Raw genomic sequence first — 18,513 nt, forward strand, 5'->3', positions numbered from 1 at the left:
CGACGAGCGCATCGACGTGCTGGCGCAGACCAAGGTGGTGCTGCAGGCCGGCAGCAGTGCGATCACGCTGGAGGGCGGCAACATCACCTTCAGCTGCCCGGGCGAGTTCAAGGTCAAGGCGGGCGAGCATCCGTTCATGGGGGCCGATACCAACCCCGCCATTCCCGAGCACCTTCCGCGAGGCACGCAGCTGGTACCGCAGCAGTTCGGGCTGCGCCTGGTCGAGCAGTTCGGGCTGCAAGGACTGGCCGGCAAACCCTACACACTGGACATCGGCGGGCAACGCTTCGAAGGCGAGCTGGGCTCCGATGGCAGCCTGATGCATGAGATGCCCGAAGGCGCGAAGCAGGCCAAGCTGAAGGTGTTTCCGTTCGGCGCCGACAACCACCCCTGGGAATGGACACTCGATCTTGCCGCACAGAAACAGACGGACGAGCATACCGGGTTGCAGTCGCGCCTGAAGAACCTTGGATTCTACGATGGCGCGGTCGACGGCGACTTCGGCCAGCTCAGCCGCATGGCCATGCAGCGCTTCCACCAGGCACGTGAGCTGGTTGGGCTCAATACACCCAGCCTTCCCGGCGTCACCTCGCTGGGCAAAGACCACGACATCTAGGACGGATGCATGATCTACGGCAATCACAACCTCCGACGAGGCGACCACGATGGAACGCCTGCGAACAACAGGCCGCCTCGCTGGGGTGGCGTCGACAACCCGCCCCCACCCACGCCTGCGAACGCACAGACACCGCAGAACCAGGGCGGCGCGACGCTGGCGATCCCGCAGCACGTACGCCAGCTCCAGCAGGACCTGCGCACGCTGGGCTTCATGTTCGTCGGCACACCTGATGGCGGGTTCGGCCGCGGCACCGAATGGGCGGTACGAGAGTTCCAGATCTATGCCAGCATGGCCAATGCCGCCCAACTGAACCAGGGACGGCTGCACGGCTGGCAACCCCAGGCCGGCTTGACCGCACCGGAAGTGATGGCACTGGGACTGCGCCCCAATTCCAATCCACCGGAAAGCTATCACGTCGCCTCGCTGGACCGGGTCGCCAACGGATCGCGCTACACCGGCCCGATCAGCGGCGTGATGAATGCCAATACGCGCACAGCGATGGAACACTGGTTGCGCAACAACTATCGCTGCCCGGTGGTCATCGAGGCATGGCAGGTTGCCACCGGCAACAACCAGCGCACTACGCCGTATGCCAATGGCATCAACATCTGGAACTTCGACGAGATCACGCAGGGCACCGTGCGCAATGCCTCCAACCGGGTGGTCGCGCGCGTCCGGATGTTCAGCAGGGACTTCACCGGACACTACACGCTTCCGAACGGTCGCCGTGATGATCAGTACCAGTCGCTGGGCAGCTACGCGCGGTTCATGACCTATGGCGGCCCGATGAGCGAAGTGCCCAACCATACGTGGGCCGAAGCGGAAATGACGCCGGAACGCTTGATCGGTCCAGCGACCACCACGGCAATCCTGGCCGCCACACCCAACGGCGCCGCAGCGTCCACCTATCGTGTTGTGCGTGCCACGGCCGAGCAGGAATGCATGGGCATGTTCGACAGCATCAATGCCTACGATGACGCTCTGGTCTCTCTCGGCCCGTGCCATTGGACCATGGGCCTGATGCCTGCCGGCGGCTATGACAATGGCGAGCTGCCTGGCTTCCTCGCCTACTTCCTGCATCGCAATCAAGCCGACTACCAGCGCTATCTTGGGAATCTGGGTCTTTATCCGGCGACGGCCTGGGCAGGCGTCAACACAGGGCCGCTCTGGGACCGCACGGGCCGGAAGTACGTGGGCTGGATCCGCCATCACGACGAACAGACGCAACCTGCACAGGCAGCCACCGGTCTGGCGCAGCTGCCCATGGTCGACCGGGCGACCCTGGAAGCAAACTATTTCAAGACCTGGCACTGGTTCTATCGCTTGGCCATGATCGGTCGCACCTGCGCGAACTTCCAGCAGGCGATGTGGGATATGGTGCGCTTCCGTATCCGCGATATCCGTTCAGCCCCTATCACGGTCAACGTGGGTGCCGTCCATATCAACGGCACGCTGGGCGATATCTACACATCGGAGAAATCCGTCGCGATCCTGCTTCGGTGGCATATCTTCCGTCCGGGCCACGTGACCGGCGCCCGCGTCAGGGATTCGTTGACCCGTGCCATCAACGGCCATGCCCAGTTGAACTGGTCGACGGCACCGGCGCAATGGACCAACGCACACGAGCAGGCGATCACCGCGCAGTTGCTCACTGACGCACTTTCCGTCAACGACACGCAGGATCGCCTCGCCAACTGGCCGACCTATGCCGGGCGCAACGGCCGCAACTACACCCTCAACAATGAGTTGGGCACCTTGCGCGATGGCCGCGGCTCCTTCCATTTCGATACCACGGGAATATGACGATGCCTTACGTCCTTCGCGCCGCGCCGCTGCTGGCCGGTCTTTGCCTGGCTACCTCCTGCGCGGCCAAGCAGCCTGTCGCCGACGTCCTGGACCGCGCCTGCGCAGCAGTCTCCATTGACGATCGGATCGAACTGCTGCCGCTGGAAGGAAAGCACGTCAGCGCCTGCCCGCCCGGAGATGATGAAGGTTGCCCCTACAGCGGGCAGCAGGGGAAGACGTCGTTGAGCGACACACCGGATCTGAACAAGGATGGCCGGAAGGATGCCATCCTGACCTACTTCGGCAGCAGTTACGGCGACATCGACGTGACCGACAAACTGGTCCTCGCCCAATGCAAGGACGGAACCTACATCCGTCTTCTGGAAGGAAAGTTCACGACATTGTCAGCACCTGCCATGCCCCATGCCCTGTGGCCTGAACTGGAAGCGACGCGGAATTGCCCGCAGGGCCACGGTGGTGCAGTCCGTACCGAGAAGATCCGGCTGACCTTCGATAGCAAGGCAGCACAGTATCGTGGACCTGCAGGCCTGAATCTGGCCGCGGCCTGCCAGGCTCAAGGCGATTGACCGATGTCACTGGCGGGCATGGATGAGCACTGACGCGAGACGCATTCGCAGACGCGGTCAATGTCTCTTGATCGCTTTCATGCTGACCATGGGCGGATGTGGCGGGTCGGCCCCCAAAGCGACGTTCGAGACATCTCCTGCACTATCCGACGCGGATCTGAAAGGTCTTTACCCGGGCACGCTGCTGAGGCAGGTGGTGTTCGAGGACATCGACGGCGCGGGCCTGCTGCTGATTTCGCGTAGCGAACAGACATCGCCGGCGCGGGAAGACAAGGAACCATTGGATCAGATCACGCTGCGTGCAGAGCTGTTCCGGCGTTCTGACCTGGCGGCGCCCTGGACGTCGCGCTGGATCCAGGAAGATCCGATCCAATGCGAAGGCCTGGACCTGGAGGCGGGCTATTTCCTGGACCAGGTGACGGCGACCGACCTGGACAACGATGGCCGCGCCGAGCTGACCCTGGCCAGCCACAGCTTCTGTGGCGGTGGGGTGGACCCGCAGCAGCTGCGCATCGGCCTTCGCCAGGGGGAGCAGTATTACGAAGTACGTGGTGAATCGCTGGTGGAGGTGGAAGGCGATGAACCCTTCGGCGGCGACCGGCAGGACGATCCTGCGCTGGCATCGGCTGCGCCGGCGCTGCGCGCGCACGTGGACAAGGTGTGGGAAGCGATCAAGCGCGGCCAGCCCGGCCCGCCGTGAACGCCGCGCCTTGATCCAACGCATGCCGTCGGCGTGGGCGCAGTGCTATGGTGGCGCCATCATGCGCCCTGGAGCCATTCCGATGACCCGAATCAGCATCGCCCGCCTCACTGTTGCCGCCTTTGCCGCGCCCCTGCTGCTGTCGGCCTGTGTCAGCACCCCCGGCCCGGAAGTAAAGGGAACGGGCCGCTGCGACGCCAGTCAGCTGGGCTGGGCGGTAGGCCAGCCAGGCAACGAAGAAAACCTGCGTCGGCTGTCGCGTGAGAGCGGCGCCGGGCTGGTCAACCCGATCGGCCCGACCACCATCACCACCAAGGACATCCGCACGGACCGCCTGCGGGTCTACATGGACAAGGACAACATCATCACCGCCGCACGCTGCGAGTAAGCGCTGCCACGGGCTTCTGTAGAGTCGAACCATGCTCGACTGCTCTCCGGTCAGGCTGCAGGGAAAGCCAGCCGGGCGCAGGCTCGGCTCTACAGGGCTCAGGGTTCGGTATAGCCTGCGCAGTCCGGCAGCGCCTGGTCCGGATGGAACATGCCTTCGCTGAAGCGGAACAGACGTGTGTAACTGCACGCCGGGTCCTGCTCGGTGCGCAGGTCCTTCTTCTTCAGCGGGCCCTTGGCCAGTGAATCCTCGAAGCGCGAGGCGCCGACAGGGAATCGTGTGGCCACGGTCTGGTAGCGCAGCACCGGCATGGCCTGCGCGACCGGGTCCAGTCCCAGTTTCGCCGAGAAACTGTACTCATCATGGCAGGCCCCGGCCCGTTGCCTCGCATCCTGTTCGCTGAAACAGGCCCGGATCGACGCATTGCCCTGCCACGGAACGGTCAGTACATCGTCATCCACCTGGATGTCGTCCTGCAGGTGGCGCACGCGTGCCAACTGCAACGTGGACGCATCGGCACCGCCGCCGGAATACATGCTGCTGAAGGAGACGATGCCCCCTACCAGTACGTTCTGGCGGGCGCGCTGCTGCGGGTCGGTCACCACCGCATCGCTACCCACACCGGGGGCCAGGCGCACGATCCATGGCCACAGCTTCAGTTCGCTTTCCTGCGGCACGTCGATGCTGACGTGGTAGACATGCGGGTCGCCCTTCGCGGCTCCCCGCTCCGACACCTCCAGTGTTGTGGGCCGATCGCCATCGTTGGCCACCGGCTGCACGCGCACGCACCATGCGCCATCGGCGGTGCAATGACGCACCCCTGCCGCGTCCAGCACCTGTCCCAGCGGCTCCATCACGTTGCCGGCCGCATCGCGCTGCTGCGGCAGGATCGAGCCCTGGGCCAGCGCCAGAAGCGGCGTGGCCAGCAGTGCGGCGCACAGGAAAGTGCGTGCTCCAGTGATGGGCATCGGGTTGGCTCCTGCGTGTGGAACCCCGATGGTAACCGCTCCCCCGTAGAGTCGCGCTTGCTCGACTGCATGTAATCCGGCAAAAGAGGCCGTCGAGCAAGCTCGACGCTACCTGGATCGTTTGCCTAACCGCAGTCGCAGCCACCCCACCCCTTCGCCTTCGACGTCTGGCCGATGCCGGGGTTGAAGGTGTTGCTCGGGTCCAGCTGCCGATAGAACCCGGCCAGCGCCGGCTTGGCCGGATACAGGTGGCCGACATTGTGCTCGGCCGGGTACTCGGCGCCGCGCTGATCCAGCAATGACCACATCGCGTGCTCGATCGCCATCGGGTCTTCGCCCCTGCGCGCGATGTAGTCCTGGTGGAACACGTGGCACAGGAAGTGCCCGTAGTACAGCTTGTGCAGCAGGCGGTTGTCGATGTCGGCGGGCAGCTGCTCGAACCAGTCGGCATCGTCACGGCGCAGCGCGATGTCCAGTGCCACGATGTCCTGCACCTTCTCGCGATGCACTTCACGGTAGCGCACGGCAGCACCGGCCACCGCGAAGCGATGCAGGAACGCCTTGCGGCCCTCCTCTGCCGTGCAGTGGAAATAGCCGCCTTCATGGCCTGCGAAGAAGTCCCGCAACCAGGCCTCAGTCTGAGCAGCGTCCTGCGCGGACACCTTCAGCAGCAGATGATGTTCATAGCGCTGGCGGAACTCGCCCATACGCTTGGGCAGGTGCGAAGGCAGCAACCCGGTCAGCACCTGCATCACCCGGTCGGTCACCCCGCGCAGTCCCAGCCGCTCGAACCAGCCATCGACACGACTCTTCAGCGCAAAGGCGGCCGGCACGCGGGCAGTGCCGAGACGGTCGATCAGCAGGAAGCTGTCCTTGCCGTAGCGTTCGCCGATGTCATAGGCATCGCGGTGAATGTATTCGCCAGCGATCGGCAGGCGCTCGAAACCGGTCAGCAGCTGGCGCCGGATCGCGCTGAGGCTGTCGGTGCGGTTGCTGCCGATGTAGAAGACCTCGGCGGCCTCCTTCTCGAAGGTATCCAGGCGCACCGCGAATACCGCCAGCTTGCCGGCCGATCCCGCTGCCTCGAAATGACGGCTGGGGTCGGCATTGAAGCGCGCCGGGGTATCGGCATCGACCCGGCGCACCTCCTCGGCATAGCGCGGATCGGACGCGGCGCGACCGTCGCCATCGCCGACGTCGGCGGCCGTATAGTCACCGGCCTGCAGGCGTTGCAGGATCTGCTCGGGCGTATCGCCCAACGCGATGCCCAGATGGTTGACCAGCTGCAGCTGGCCCTGCGCATCGACCTGCGCGTACAACGCAAGCTCGGTATAGGCCGGGCCGCGACGCACCAGCGCGCCGCCGGAGTTGTTGCAGATCCCGCCCAGCACCGACGCGCCGATGCAGGACGAGCCGATCACCGAATGCGGCTCGCGGCCCAATGGCGCCAGGGTCTGTTCCAGCCGATCCAGCGTTGCACCGGGCAGGCACAGCACCTGCCGGCCGTCGTTCAACAGCTGGATGCCGGTCAGCCGCAGCGTGCTGACCAGCACGATCGGCCGCCCATAGTCGTTGCCATCCGGGGTCGAGCCGCCGGTCAGGCCGGTGTTGGCCGCCTGCAGGATGATCGCCGCCCCACCCTGCACCGCGGCCTGCAGCACGTGCCACAGCTCCAGCAACGTGCCGGGGCGCACCACCGCCAGCACCGGGCCGTCGCCGAAACGGTATCCACGGCGGAAGCGGCGGGTGGCCTTGTCACCGGTCAGTACATGGCGGCTGCCGACCGCATCGCGCAACTGCGCCAGCACGGCATCGTGGCCACTCACGGCAGGCTGACCAGCGAGTCACGGCCGATGTCGGCGATGCGGCGCGCACCGGTCAGTGTCATCGCCACGCGCATCTCCCTGGCGATCAGGTCCAGCAGGTTGGCCACCCCGGCTTCGCCCTGCGCAGCCAGTGCATAGACGAAGGCACGGCCCAGCAGCACGGTGTCGGCGCCCAGCGCCAGCATGCGCACCACGTCCAGGCCGGTGCGGATGCCGGAATCGGCGAGGATCTTCAGATCGCCCTGCACGGCATCGGCAATGGCCGGCAATGCGCGTGCGGTGGACAGAACGCCGTCCAGCTGTCGGCCACCGTGATTGGAGACCACGATGCCATCGGCTCCGAACTTCACCGCATCACGTGCATCATCCGGGTCGAGGATGCCCTTGATCACCATCGGGCCCTTCCAGAATTCGCGGATCCACTCCAGATCCTTCCACGAAATGGACGGATCGAAGTTGCTGCCGAGCCAGCCGATGTAGTCCTCCAGCCCGGTCGGGTTGCCACGGTAGGTGGAGATGTTGCCCAGGTCATGCGGACGGCCGAACAGGCCGACGTCCCACGCCCAATGCGGATGGGTGATGGCCTGGCCGATACGGCGCAGCGAGGCGTTCGGTCCGCTCATGCCGGAGTGCGCGTCACGGTAGCGCGCGCCCGGCACCGGCATGTCCACGGTGAACACCAGGGTGGTCACGCCTGCAGCCTGCGCGCGCTCCAGCGCGTTGCGCATGAAACCGCGGTCGCGCAGCACGTACAGCTGGAACCACATCGACCGCTGGATCGCCGGTGCCACTTCCTCGATCGGGCACACCGAGACGGTGGACAGAGTGAACGGGATGCCGCGGCTGTCTGCCGCGCGCGCCGCCTGCACTTCACCGCGCCGGGCATACATGCCAGTCAGGCCGACCGGCGCCAGCGCCACCGGCATCGCCAGTTTTTCGCCGAACAGTTCGGTTTCCAGGCTCAGGTCGGACATGTTGCGCAGGATGCGCTGGCGCAGCGCGATGTCGGACAGGTCGGAAACGTTGCGCTTCAGCGTGTGCTCGGCATACGCGCCGCCATCGATGTAGTGGAACAGGAACGGCGGCAGCCGGCGTTGCGCTGCGGCACGGTAATCGGTGGAGGCGGAGATGATCATGGGGTCAACCGTGTGGGGAAGGTAGACGCGAGGCCCGCGCACGCCGGGCTTCGTTGTCATCGAGGGTGCGCAGCGTGGTGTGCACGAACTCGAGGTGGGCATGCGCGGCGGCGCGCGCGCGTTCGGGATCGCCGGCCAGCACCGCATCCATCATCTCGCGGTGCTGGTCGGACAGTGGCGAGAAGGTCCTCGCCGAGGTGTAGAGCTTTTCGCGGCTCTGCGAGATGTTGGTCTGCAGCAGCTCGAACAGGCCGCGCATCACCTGCAGCAGCACCAGGTTGTGCGAGGCCTCGGCGATGGACAGGTGGAAGGCCGCGTCGGCCTCCGCTTCGCCGGTGGGGTCGTCCTTGCCGTGCGCGTCCATCATGGTCTGGAACGCCTGCGCGATGCGCGCGCGGTCCTCATCGGTGGCGCGCAGCGCGGCGTGCCAGGCGGTGGCACCTTCCAGTGCGTGGCGGATCTCCAGCACGTCGAAGCGGTATTCCGGGTCGCCCTGGAACAGCGGCAGGTACGGCGCCAGCGGTTCATCCAGTGCCTGCCGCGCGCGCGCCGCCGGCTCGGCCACGTAGGTGCCGCCACCGACCCGCGCCGTCAACAGGCCCTGGCTGGCCAACTGTGCGATCGCCTCGCGCAATGCGGTGCGCGAGACGCCCAGCTGCACCGCCAGGGTGCGCTCGGCCGGCAGCCGGTCACCCGGCTGCAGCCGCTGTTCCTGCACCAGGCCGCGCAGCTGCGCAGCCACCTTGTCCGAAATACGTTGCGTGCTCATGGCGCCATTGTGGCCCGAAGCGCGCAGCGGGTGGTCGGCCGACCGTGCATGGCTCAGGGAATCATCCAGGTCAGCCAGTAGGCCTGGGCCAGGGTGATCAGGCCGACCATCGTGGTGAAGATCAGGCTGTGCTTGACGGTGAAGCGGAACAGGTCCGATTCCTTGCCGGCCAGCCCCACCGCGGCGCAGGCAATGGCAATCGACTGCGGCGAGATCATCTTGCCGGTCACGCCACCGGTGGTGTTGGCCGCCACCAGAAGCACGTCGGACACGCCGATCTGCTGTGCGGTGGTGGCCTGCAGTGCCGAGAACAAGGCATTGGACGAAGTGTCCGAGCCGGTCAGGAACACCCCCAGCCAGCCAAGGAACGGCGAGAAGAACGGGAACGCATCACCGGTGTGTGCCAGTGCCAGGGCAAGCGTGGCCGACAGGCCCGAGTAGTTGGCGATGAAGGCGAAGGCCAGCACCATGCCGATCGAGTAGATCGGCATGCGCAGCTCACGCACCGTCTCACCGAAGGTCTGCAGCGCCGGACGGGCCGGCATGCGCAGCGCGATGATGGCGATCACCGCAGCGAGGATGATCGAGGTACCGGTGGCCGAGAACCAGTCGAACTTGTAGATCGCCTCGTAGCTGAGCGGCGCGTCCACGATCGGTGGCATCTTCTGCACCATCTGGTCCAGGCCCGGCACCGGGATCTTCAGCACCCAGTTCTCCAGCGGGCCGCCCGCCGCGAACAGCGACTTGAACGGTTTGATGCTCCACAGCGTGACCATCGCGGTAAGGATCAGGAACGGCGACCACGCCTTGGCGATCTGGCCGACGCTGTAGCGCGGCGACTCCAGTGCCTGTGCAGCGGCCTCGGCGCTGGTTTCGGTGTCGAAGCGGAAGATCCGCACCGGCTTCCAGCGACGCAGGAACAGGGTCAGGCACACCAGCGATGCCAGCGAGGCCGTAATGTCCGGCAGTTCCGGGCCAATGAAGTTGGAGGTCAGGTACTGCGCGATGGCGAACGAGCCACCGGCCACCAGCACCGCCGGCCAGGTTTCCTTGATGCCGCGCCAGCCATCCATGATTGCCATGATCCAGAACAGCACGATGATCGTAAGGAACGGCAGCTGGCGCCCAGCCATCTGGCCGATCTCGAACGCATCCAGACCGGTGACCTGCCCGGCCACGATGATCGGAATCCCCATCGCACCGAATGCCACTGGCGCGGTGTTGACGATCAGGCACAGGCCGGCGGCATACAGCGGCTTGAAGCCCAGCCCGACCAGCAGCGCCGCGGTGATCGCCACCGGCGCGCCGAAGCCGGCCGCACCTTCCAGGAAGGCGCCGAAGGCGAAGCCGACCATCAGCATCTGCAGGCGCTGGTCCTCGGTGACCGACAGGATCGAGGCACGGATGATGTCGAACTGCCCGGTCTTGACCGAGACTTTGTACAGGAACACCGCGCCGATGATGATCCAGGCGATCGGCCACAGGCCGTAGACGAAGCCGAAGCCGGCTGCGCCCAACGCCTGGGCCAGCGGCATGCGATAGAACAGCAGCGCCACGCCCAGCGCGATGGCCACGGTGATCGTGCCGGCGAGCCAGCCCTTCATCCGCAATACGGCCAGGGCGATGAAGAAGAACGCGATCGGCAGCAGCGCGATCAGGCTGGACAACCACAGGTTGCCGGCGGGGTCGTACAGGTGTTGCCAGGGCTGCATGAAGGCTCTCGACTGGGGGCGGGATGTGCTCCACCGCAGGCGGTGGGTCGCCGAGGCCGCCGATTATTGGTCGTACCAATAATAATTTCGATCAGGCCGCGTGCAGCGGATTTAACCGCCATCCCGGTGGAGAGCCTATTAGACCATAGGGCTAGTCGCTATATTGGTCCTACCATTATGGATGGCTGTGGTAGTGCCGGCCGCTGGCCGGCAACCCTGCATTCCCTACGAAATCCGCCTCTCCAATCGCCGCATCACCGCCAGCACCAGTACGCACAGCACGCTGACCCCGATCGCGATCACATACTTGCCGATGCCCACGGCAATGCCGATGGCGGCGGCCATGATCAGTGAACTGGCGGTGGTCAACCCGCTGACCTGATCCTCTCGCGAACCGCGCAGGATGGTGCCGGCCGCAACGAAACCGACGCAGGCCACCACTGCTTCAATCAGTCGCACCGGATCAACCTGCAGCAGATCGCGGTAGCGCTCCTGCTGGAAATGCTCGGCCACCGAATCGCCGAGGCCGACGATCAGCGCGGCGGCGCCGGCAATCAGCATGTGCGTGCGCAGGCCGGCAGCGTGCTTGCCCATTTCGCGCTCGACGCCGAGCACGCCACCAAACAGCATCGCCGCGCCCACGCGCAGCAGGATCGAGACATCCTGGGTGAGTTCCATCGCCGCCTCCGGGTATTTCCGGCAGCGTTGCCTGCACAGCGTGGGACGGGGGTGAAGGCAGCACCACGGCTCGTTCACCCGGTGGCGCCAGGCCGCGCCCGGCGCCATCGGCGATCAACCCATCACTGCGCCAGGTAGCCACCATCGATCGCGTAATAGGCACCGGTTGCGAACGAGGCATCGTCGCTGGCCAGCCAGGCCACCAGCGCCGCGACTTCCTCGGCCGTGCCCAGCCGCTTCAGCGCGTGCCGTGCTTCCAGGGTGGCGCGTACCTTCGGGTCCATCTTCTCCAGCAACGGCGTGCTGATGAACCCCGGACCGACCGCGTTGACACGGATACCGTCGCCCGCATGCTCCCAGGCAGCGGTCTGGGTCAGCCCGACGACGCCGTGCTTGGCCGCGACATAGGCGGTGGAACCGGCATAGCCTACCTGGCCCAGGATCGACGCCATGTTGATGATGCTGCCACCGGAACCCGCTGTACGCATCGCCTGGATCTGCGCACGCTGGCACAGGAATACACTGGTCAGGTTGACATCGATCACGCGCTGCCAGCCATCGATCGGATAGTCACCGCTGCTGGCGGCCGGTCCGCCGATACCGGCGTTGTTGACCGCCACATGCAGGCCGCCCAGTTCCTTCACCGTGAGCTGCACCGCCGCCTCGACGGCGGCATCATCGGTCACGTCCAGTGCAATGCCCATGGCCTGCGCACCGCTGCCCTGCAGCTGCGCCACCGTGGCGTCCACCGCGTCCTGCTTCAGATCCCAGACCGAAATACGCGCACCGGACGCAGCCAGGGTCTGTGCGACCGCCAGACCGATGCCGGATACACCTCCGGTCACAATCGCGGTCTTGCCGGTGAGCTGGTAATCAATCATCTGCGTTCTCCATCTGTGGGGGTTTCGATGCGGCTGGCCGCTGTTGAACCCTCACGCTACGACGTTGCCTGTGATGACCCGGCAGACAGTGCGTCCACGAACGATCGTTCCACCCATAAAACCTCAACTCAAGTTGATGTAGGGATCTGCGTATGGATTTGCATGCAAGACGCCGCCGTATGTTCTGTGCAGCAATCAACTTGGCCGTATTGATCAATCGTTTTGACCATCTCGAAATCAAATGCAGATGAATCAGGGCGACAATGGGAAACGTTTCCAGTTTATTCGACACACACATTCCAATCTGGCGTTTCCCCAGCCATCCGGCATGCCGTCGCCACCGCATCGCAGCGGGTCTGCACAGGCCACGACCGGACGTGCATCTGCATCGCAGAGCGCATGGGCCAGGCACAGCCAGCGTCCACCTCCTGCGTACGTGCCGAGCAATGTCCCGATACTTCACTTTTGCCGATTACCGCCGTTTCGGCCACCGCCACGGCTTTGATTACCGCGCCGATCCGGAACACCTGCGCGACGACCAGTGGGCCGGCCACGGCGAGGTCAACGAGCAGTTCCTGCGCGGCGGCATGAGCCTGATCGCGTCCGACGTGCATAATCGTTTCCCGTACGTCGCCACCGCCCAGCAGAGCCCGGGGCTGGCCATCCGCGTGATGCTGCAGGGCCAGGTCGACGTCCGCATGCCACGACGCGCGGGCTTCACTCTGCGCGCCGGCACCGCGATGACCGCGCACCATCGCGAGCAGGTCGAGATGACCGGCGCACATCCGGGCGAGACGCGCATGCGCGGCGTCAGCGTGATGGTGCCGGCCGAGATCGATCCGGACCTGTTCCAGCTGCCACAGCTGCACACGGCGCTCAACACCCACCTGGAGTGCCGCCACTGGGCGATTCCGCACACCCTGCTGCCGGTGCTGGGCCAACTGTTCGACAGCCCCTGGCAGGACGGCATCGATGCGCTGTGGCGAGAGGGCGTGGCCCTGCAGCTGCTGGCCGTCGGCCTGCAGGCCGAGGATCTGCAGACCGACCACGTGCGCACGCTGCGCGCGGGACAGCGCGAGCGCCTGGAGCGCGTGCGCGCCTACCTGCACGATGATCCCAGCCACGCCCACAGCCTGCTCGAACTGGCACAGCTGGCCTGCATGAGTCCGAGCTCGCTGCGCCGCCATTTCGCCCAGCAGTATGGCTGCTCGGTGTTCGACTACCTGCACGAGCAGCGCATGCGCCACGCCGAACAGGGCCTGCGCGAAGACGGCTGGACCGTCGAGCAGGCTGCGGCCGCCAGTGGCTATCGCCATCCCAGCAACTTCGCGGCCGCATTCCGCAAGCGTTTCGGCCTGGTGCCCAGCCGTTGGCGTACCGGCCCTTCAAAGGTCGGGTAGCAGCTTCTGCCCTGGTGGGTGTCGACCTTGGTCGACACGCTTTGGCACCGTCGCGGATGCCGGCCAGCGGCCGGCACTACCGCGGCCGCCGGGCATCGCGTGCCCGGCGCACCTCATCAACCTCAATACACCGGCAGATCGATGTAGCTGGCCTGCGCCGCGCTGTGCCAGACCCGCTGCGTGGCCTTCTGGTAGTCGCCCGGCTTGGCCAGGTAGATGTTCGGCACGTAGGTCTGCGGGTTGCGGTCGTACAGCGGGAACAGGCTGGACTGCACCTGCACCATCACCCGGTGCCCCTTCTGGAAGGTGTGGTTGGCGTTGGGCAGATCGAAGCGGTACGGCAGCACTTCGTTGGCAGCCAGCGGCTTCGGATCGCTGAAGCCCTCACGGTAGCGGCCGCGGAAGATCGCCAGCGATACCGGCAGCTCATAGCCGCCCATTTCCGGCGTCGACGCTTCCTGGTCCGGATACACGTCGATCAGCTTCACCACCCAGTCGCTGTCGGTGCCACTGGTTGACGCCTGCAGATGCACCACCGGAGCGCCGCCGATGCGCAGCGGCGCGGTCAGCGGTTCGGTGATGAAGGTCAGCACGTCCGGGCGGCCATCGACGAAGCGCTGGTCCTTGACCAGCCAGGTGGTCCACATGTCGCGGTCGCTGAAACGCACCGGTCGCGGCACGAACGGCACCGGCTTGGCCGGGTCGGACACGTATTCCTCGAAGTCACCCTCGCCCGCCGCCGGCGCCTGGAACGCCAGCTTGCCGCCGGCGCGCAGGTACAGCGGTTTGCTGCTGGCGGCACAGCCCTTGTCGCAGCTGCGCGGCCAGCCCTTCAGGCGGTCCCAGTGGTTCTCGCCGGTGTTGTAGATCAACACCGGCGGCGTGTCGGCCTTCGGTGCACCGTCCACCAGGTACTGGTCGAAGAACGGCTTGAGCACATCACGGCGGAACTGCAACGCGGTATCGCCATCGAACTTCAGGGCGCCCAGTTCATTGCCGCTGTAGTTCACCTGGCTATGCCGCCACGGGCCCATCACCAGGTAGTTGCGGTTGTTGCCGCTGTCGCGCCCTTCCATCGCCTGGTAGGCGTGGTTGGCGCCCCACATGTCTTCCTGGTCCCACAGGCCCTGCAGCCACATGGTGGGTACCTTCAACGGCGTCCTGGCCATCACCGCGTCCAGCGCCTGGCCTTGCCAGAAGGCGTCATAGGCCGGGTGCTCGACCAGCTTCTTCCACCAGGTCAGCTGGTCCACGCCGGTGAAACGTGCGTAGTCGCCGGCCGAACCGATGCGCAGGAAGGTGCTGTAGTCGTCGTAGCCGAGGCTGGGCAGCGGCGTGCCCTTGCCGCGCTTCTCGGTCTGCATCGCGAAGTAGTTGAAGTTGACCTGGCGGAACGCACCGTAGTTGAGCCAGTCGTCACCCATCCAGCCATCCACCATCGGGCTCTGCGGTGCGGCCACCTTCAGCGCCGGGTGCGGGTCGGTCAGTGCCATCACCACGGTGAAACCTTCATACGATGAACCGAGCATGCCGACCTTGCCGTTGCTCTCGGGCACGTTCTTCACCAGCCAGTCGATGGTGTCCCAGGCGTCGGTGGAATGGTCGACCTTGGTGTTGTTCAACGGCCCGCGCAGCGGCCGGGTCATCACGTAATCCCCCTCGGAGCCATACTTGCCACGGATGTCCTGGAACACGCGGATGTAACCGCCGTCGACAAACACCTCGTCGCCCTGCGGCAGCAGGTCGCGCATGCGCGGCGAAGCACTGCGGTTGGCGCGGCCAGCGGCATCGTAGGGCGTGCGGGTCAGCAGGATGGGCGCATTGTGGGCACCCTTGGGCACCACGATCACCGTATACAGCCTGGTGCCATCGCGCATCGGCACCATCACCACGCGCTTGTCGTAGTCGCGGCCGACATCCGGCGCAACGAAGGGTTTGCCGCTGATGTCCGGGGTCATCGGCGGGGTATCGGCAGCCAGCACGGTGCTGGACAGGCAAAGGGCGATGGCTACTGCAACGGCACGCACACGCATGGAGACCCCTCCCGGCAGGAAAGCCTCAAGCCTACTCCTGCCATGAGCCGTGAAGTGTGGGCGGGCTTTGCATTCTGCGGTGGATACGGGCAGGACTGATGGCACATGTGCCGTCGCCCGGTAGTGCCGGCCGCTGGCCGGCAAGGTCATGATCCTGGGGCCGGTACGCGGTTGCCGGCCAGCGGCCGGCACTACCGATCAGGCGGCCACCTCATGCAGCGCCAGCCAGCACCAGCGCCCCTGCTCCTGCCTCAGTACCGCCAGCGACTCCCGCCATGCGGGCTCGCCACCATCGATCGCATGCCCTTCGCGATAGCGCAGCACCGCCAGCGGTGATGGCACTTCCACCGCCTGCACGGCGTCGATGGAAATCTGCAGCCCTGGACGCGCGCCATGACCGCCCGCGAACAGTGCCTGCACGGCAATCCGGTCCAGCCTGCGACCAGCGATGCCGACCATGCTGAAGTCCGCGCAGAAATGCGCCATCAGATCATCCAGCGCGTCGGTGCCGGCGTCGGCACGGAACCAGGCCTGCAGTTTCTCGTGCAGGTGGTGGATTTCATGTTCTGCGGTGGTATCCATCATCAATTCCCGGGGTGTGGAAGAAGGAGCTGCTTCGGCCGACGCAACAGCAGCATCGGCAGCAGGGTCAGTACGGCGGCCAGGCCCAGCGCCACGCCAGTGGCGCGGGCCGGCAGCCATTGCATGGCCAGTGCCAGCAGCAGCGCGATGGCGGCCGTGCCCAGGCAGAAGCTGAGCTGACGGTTGAGGTTCCAGAGTGCACTGGCATCGCCCAGCGCTTCGCCCTCGACCCCATGGAAGGCCAGTGTCTGCGCGGTGCTGCTGCACAGGCTGCCACCAGCACCCATCAGCGCGAACAGCAGCCCGGCCAGCGCAAACGCCGGCTGTGGCAACAGCGCCATCGCCAGCAGGCCACTGGCCTGCAGGAACATGCCCGCGCGAAGCACTGCGGCCGGGCCGAAGCGGGCCAACAGGCGCTTGCTGGCCGTGATGGCGAGGGCCGAGGCCAGCGCCCACGGCAGCATCAGTGCGCCGATGCGCGCGGCGCTGTAACCGGCCTGGTGCAGTTGCAGCGTGCTGACCAGCTGGCTGCCGATGAACACGCCCGGCACCGCCAGATACACCAGCATCGCCAGGCGCAGGCTGCGATGGGACAGTAGCGACCAGCGCAGCAGGGGCTGTGGCTGCCGACGTGCATGCCGCAGGTGGACGACGGCGAGCACCACCGCGACCATCAGCAAGCCGCTGCCGGCAAGACGATGCCCGGGTTCGCCCAGCCAGGTCAACGCCAGCAGCAGCGCGCCCAGTGCCGTCATCGCGGTGGACAGCGCATGGGCCTGCAGGCGCGGTGCAGTACGACGAACGTCGGCCGGCATCCACGCCAGCACCAGCCCAATCGCCATGACTGCCAGCGGCAGGCTGGCCCAGAGCACACCGCGCCAGGCCAGCCATTGCACCAGCAGCCCGCCCAGCGCCGGCGCCAGTGCTGGCACCAGCAGCGCCACCAGCAGGATGCGCCGGGTCAGTGCGCCGCGTTGGTCGGGCGTGCACTGCCGGTAGGCCGCCGCCTGGGCCACCGGAATCAGCAGGCCACCGGCCAGCCCCTGCAGCAGGCGCCACCCCAGCAGCCAGCCGATACCCGGCGCGGCTCCCGCCAGCGCAGCGGCGATCGCGAACAGCAGCAGTGCCACCAGCAGCAGGCGACGCTCGCCACAGCGCGCGGCCAGCCACGGCGCCAACGGGATCACCACGCTCAGGCCCAGCATGTAGGCGGTGCCGACCCAGGCCAGGGTGCCGACGTCGGCATGCAGCTCAGCCGCCAATGCCGGATAGGCCACCGTGGCAATGAACATGTTGACCAGGTCCAGGGCGAACACCAGCAGGAAGATCGCCTCATGGCGCAGGCGGGGGGACGGCATTGACGGCGCTCCAGCAGGGAAGCGGCCAGCATGCCCGGCAGCCGTTGTTGGAAAAACACGACGACAGCTGCAACACTGTCAAATGTATTTTGACAATTGATGCCCATGGTCAGCCTCGATCGCTTCGATATCTTCCGCGCCGTGGTCGAGGCCGGCAGCCTGACCGCGGCAGCCGACCGCCTCGGCCTTAGCCGCGCGGTGGTCAGCTTCAACCTGAAGCGGCTGGAACAGGAGCTGGGCGTGACCCTGCTGCTGCGCAGTACCCGTCACCTGGCCCTGACCGAGGCCGGTGAACAGTTCCTGCAACATTGCGTGCAGGCGCTGGATGCTGCGCAGGCGGCGATCGATGCCGCGCGCCGCGACCAGCACCAGCTGCAGGGCGTACTGCGCCTGACCACTACACCGGAGTACGCACAGCTGCGCCTGATCCCGGCGCTGGAGGCGTTCCGCGCGCGCCACCCGGCCCTGCAACTGCATCTGTCGACCTCGCCGGCACCGGCCGACCTGATTCCGGAGCGTTTTGATCTGGCGATCCGCCTTGGCCGCCTGCCCGACTCTGGCCTGCATGCCAGCGAGCTGGAACAGCACGCTCTGTGCGCGGTGGCGGCGCCTTCACTGCTGGCGCGCCTGCCGTCCGCTGATGCCGCGGACGATCCGGTGCAGCTCGGCACACTGCCACGCCTGGGCTACCCACGGCTGGCCGACGTGCCGGTGGTGGCGCCGGATGGCAGCGACGCCTTGTTTGCCACCAATCCGGCCAATGCAGTGGTACGCGTGGATGGGGCCAGCAGCCTGCGCGCCTTCGCCGTGGCCGGTGCCGGGGTCACCGTTCTTCCCCACTGGCTGATCGAGGACGACCTGGCCATGAACCGGCTGCGGCCAGTACTGCGCCATCACCGTTTCCCACAGCAGAGCGTGTACGCGGTCTATCCACACAGCGCCCAGCCGTCGCCCAAAGTGCGGCAGCTGATCGATTTCCTGCGCGACTGGTTCACTGCATGAAAAAAGGGGACGGAGGGGATTAAGTCGTTTCTGCCATAAACGACTTAATTCCCTCCGTCCCCTTTTTCAGACACGGCCCGTTGCGGGGC

General features: G+C 66.1%; 17 protein-coding genes. 7 read left to right on the top strand and 10 right to left on the bottom strand.

The window, feature by feature from the left end:
- The 5 genes from AC5P7U_RS09015 to AC5P7U_RS09035 all read left to right on the top strand — a co-directional run.
- A partial coding sequence (locus AC5P7U_RS09015; RefSeq protein ID WP_180880899.1) for a peptidoglycan-binding domain-containing protein occupies positions 1–616 on the top strand: 616 nt, incomplete at its 5' end.
- A gap of 9 nt (positions 617–625) precedes the next feature.
- Positions 626–2,422: a peptidoglycan-binding domain-containing protein gene (locus AC5P7U_RS09020; protein WP_006451611.1), complete on the top strand. Its 1,797-nt coding sequence runs from the start codon at positions 626–628 to the stop codon at positions 2,420–2,422.
- Positions 2,423–2,424: 2 nt separating this feature from the next.
- Complete coding sequence (locus AC5P7U_RS09025) at positions 2,425–2,991, top strand: hypothetical protein (protein ID WP_197564850.1); 567 nt, start codon at positions 2,425–2,427, stop codon at positions 2,989–2,991.
- A gap of 22 nt (positions 2,992–3,013) precedes the next feature.
- Positions 3,014–3,691 (top strand): M949_RS01915 family surface polysaccharide biosynthesis protein, encoded by a 678-nt coding sequence (locus AC5P7U_RS09030; protein WP_197564849.1) that lies wholly within the window; start codon positions 3,014–3,016, stop codon positions 3,689–3,691.
- Positions 3,692–3,773: 82 nt separating this feature from the next.
- A complete protein-coding gene (locus AC5P7U_RS09035; RefSeq protein WP_495221016.1) occupies positions 3,774–4,079 on the top strand; it encodes a hypothetical protein in 306 nt (101 codons plus the stop codon).
- Between the two features lie 98 nt (positions 4,080–4,177).
- On the opposite strand, the gene AC5P7U_RS09040 is transcribed toward AC5P7U_RS09035, so the two are convergent.
- The 7 genes from AC5P7U_RS09040 to AC5P7U_RS09070 all read right to left on the bottom strand — a co-directional run bounded on the left by AC5P7U_RS09040 (position 4,178) and on the right by AC5P7U_RS09070 (position 12,049).
- On the bottom strand, positions 4,178–5,047 hold the full coding sequence (locus tag AC5P7U_RS09040) for a hypothetical protein (RefSeq protein ID WP_197564848.1): 870 nt from the start codon (positions 5,045–5,047) through the stop codon (positions 4,178–4,180).
- 125 nt (positions 5,048–5,172) lie between these two features.
- Positions 5,173–6,873 carry a D-lactate dehydrogenase gene (gene dld / locus AC5P7U_RS09045; protein ID WP_197564847.1) on the bottom strand — a complete coding sequence of 567 codons (1,701 nt, stop codon included), beginning with the start codon at positions 6,871–6,873 and terminating at the stop codon, positions 5,173–5,175.
- Entirely contained in the window at positions 6,870–8,009 is a 1,140-nt protein-coding gene (gene lldD, locus AC5P7U_RS09050) for an FMN-dependent L-lactate dehydrogenase LldD (RefSeq protein ID WP_197564846.1), read from the bottom strand. The genes dld and lldD overlap by 4 nt, the downstream gene beginning before the upstream one ends.
- A 4-nt stretch (positions 8,010–8,013) precedes the next feature.
- Positions 8,014–8,778 carry a transcriptional regulator LldR gene (gene lldR / locus AC5P7U_RS09055; protein WP_012511377.1) on the bottom strand — a complete coding sequence of 255 codons (765 nt, stop codon included), beginning with the start codon at positions 8,776–8,778 and terminating at the stop codon, positions 8,014–8,016.
- A 53-nt stretch (positions 8,779–8,831) separates the two neighbouring features.
- Positions 8,832–10,490, bottom strand: coding sequence for an L-lactate permease (gene lldP, locus AC5P7U_RS09060; protein WP_006451836.1), 1,659 nt, complete (start codon positions 10,488–10,490; stop codon positions 8,832–8,834).
- A gap of 225 nt (positions 10,491–10,715) precedes the next feature.
- Positions 10,716–11,168 (bottom strand): MgtC/SapB family protein, encoded by a 453-nt coding sequence (locus AC5P7U_RS09065; RefSeq protein WP_008265586.1) that lies wholly within the window; start codon positions 11,166–11,168, stop codon positions 10,716–10,718.
- Positions 11,169–11,290: 122 nt separating this feature from the next.
- Positions 11,291–12,049, bottom strand: coding sequence for an SDR family NAD(P)-dependent oxidoreductase (locus AC5P7U_RS09070; protein WP_006451901.1), 759 nt, complete (start codon positions 12,047–12,049; stop codon positions 11,291–11,293).
- 446 nt (positions 12,050–12,495) lie between these two features.
- On the opposite strand from AC5P7U_RS09070, the gene AC5P7U_RS09075 reads away from it, so the two are divergent.
- On the top strand, positions 12,496–13,449 hold the full coding sequence (locus tag AC5P7U_RS09075) for a helix-turn-helix transcriptional regulator (RefSeq protein WP_049458392.1): 954 nt from the start codon (positions 12,496–12,498) through the stop codon (positions 13,447–13,449).
- 122 nt (positions 13,450–13,571) lie between these two features.
- Here AC5P7U_RS09075 and AC5P7U_RS09080 read toward each other — a convergent pair whose 3' ends face one another.
- The 3 genes from AC5P7U_RS09080 to AC5P7U_RS09090 form a co-directional block, all read right to left on the bottom strand.
- Complete coding sequence (locus tag AC5P7U_RS09080) at positions 13,572–15,482, bottom strand: CocE/NonD family hydrolase (protein WP_197564596.1); 1,911 nt, start codon at positions 15,480–15,482, stop codon at positions 13,572–13,574.
- Positions 15,483–15,680: 198 nt separating this feature from the next.
- Entirely contained in the window at positions 15,681–16,064 is a 384-nt protein-coding gene (locus AC5P7U_RS09085; protein ID WP_197564597.1) for a DUF4440 domain-containing protein, read from the bottom strand.
- Between the two features lie 2 nt (positions 16,065–16,066).
- Positions 16,067–17,422, bottom strand: coding sequence for an MFS transporter (locus tag AC5P7U_RS09090; RefSeq protein WP_197564598.1), 1,356 nt, complete (start codon positions 17,420–17,422; stop codon positions 16,067–16,069).
- Positions 17,423–17,527: 105 nt separating this feature from the next.
- Between AC5P7U_RS09090 and AC5P7U_RS09095 the strand changes: the two genes are divergently transcribed.
- Positions 17,528–18,424 (top strand): LysR substrate-binding domain-containing protein, encoded by an 897-nt coding sequence (locus AC5P7U_RS09095; RefSeq protein WP_197564599.1) that lies wholly within the window; start codon positions 17,528–17,530, stop codon positions 18,422–18,424.
- Positions 18,425–18,513: the final 89 nt, after the last annotated feature.

Source organism: Stenotrophomonas sp. YJH_SMC_57, from assembly GCF_059369755.1.